The organism is Bradyrhizobium sp. 142 (genome assembly GCF_023074015.1).
Classification (GTDB): domain Bacteria; phylum Pseudomonadota; class Alphaproteobacteria; order Rhizobiales; family Xanthobacteraceae; genus Bradyrhizobium.
Genome location: NZ_JADPKQ010000336.1, coordinates 1 through 844 on the forward strand (window position 1 = coordinate 1; position 844 = coordinate 844).

The 844-nt window shown below is 63.6% G+C and carries 1 protein-coding gene; it reads right to left on the reverse strand.

Translation table 11 applies throughout. The features are described from left to right. The coding region (locus IVA82_RS31845) for a reverse transcriptase domain-containing protein (RefSeq protein WP_247493686.1) at window positions 1-844 on the reverse strand (844 nt) is incomplete at both ends.

Genomic DNA, 844 nt, shown 5'->3' on the forward strand with positions numbered 1-844 from the left:
CTGGTCGCGTACCTCAGGCCACGGATCTTTGTTGCCGGAGACCAGAAGCCCATCGATTTTGCCTTTGAGCCTCTGGACGCTCTTCCTGGAAGGGCTCGCGCTCAGGTATCGGCGACCCGTCTTGCGGTGGTACTCGGGCCCAAACGTGTAGCCAAGGAAGTCGAAGCGTTCCTTGCGGGCATCCTTCAACGTGGTCTTGGCCTCGTTGGGCGTCAGCCCGAGCCGGGTCATCACGTCCTCCGTCCACGCCAGCGCCTCAGCCGCATGTCCGCGACTGAGAATGACGAAGTCGTTGGCATACGAGACGACATGTGCGCAGAATGCCTCGCCGCGTCCGGTTGTTCGCCAGTGCTTCAGGAAGCGGTTCATAGACAGGTTGGCAAGCATCGGACTTGCGACCCCGCCTTGCGGCGTGCCTCGCGTGTTGCGCTTGCCTCCCGTCATGCGCCGCCGTCCCCCACCATCGCCGTCCGTCTCCTCGATCGGCGCCTTCAACCACATCCTGATCAGCCGCAAGACGTGCCGATCGACGATGCGTCGCGCCACCGATTTGAGAAGTTCCGAATGCGGGATCGTGTCGAAGTACTTCGATAGATCGGCGTCAACCACGTCGGTGTAGCCCCGGCCCAGCAGCCGATGCACTTCCTTGACAGGGTCGGTTCCACCGCGACCGGGCCGATAGCCATAAGCGCTGTCTTCCAGGTCCGCTTCAAAGATCGGCTCCAGCACCAACTTCGCAGCGCTCTGAACCACCGGATCGTCGGGATGCCGAGCGGGCGTTCGCCGCCCCCCGGCTTCGGGATCATCACACGCCGCACCGGTGCCGGCCGGTACGTCCTCGTGG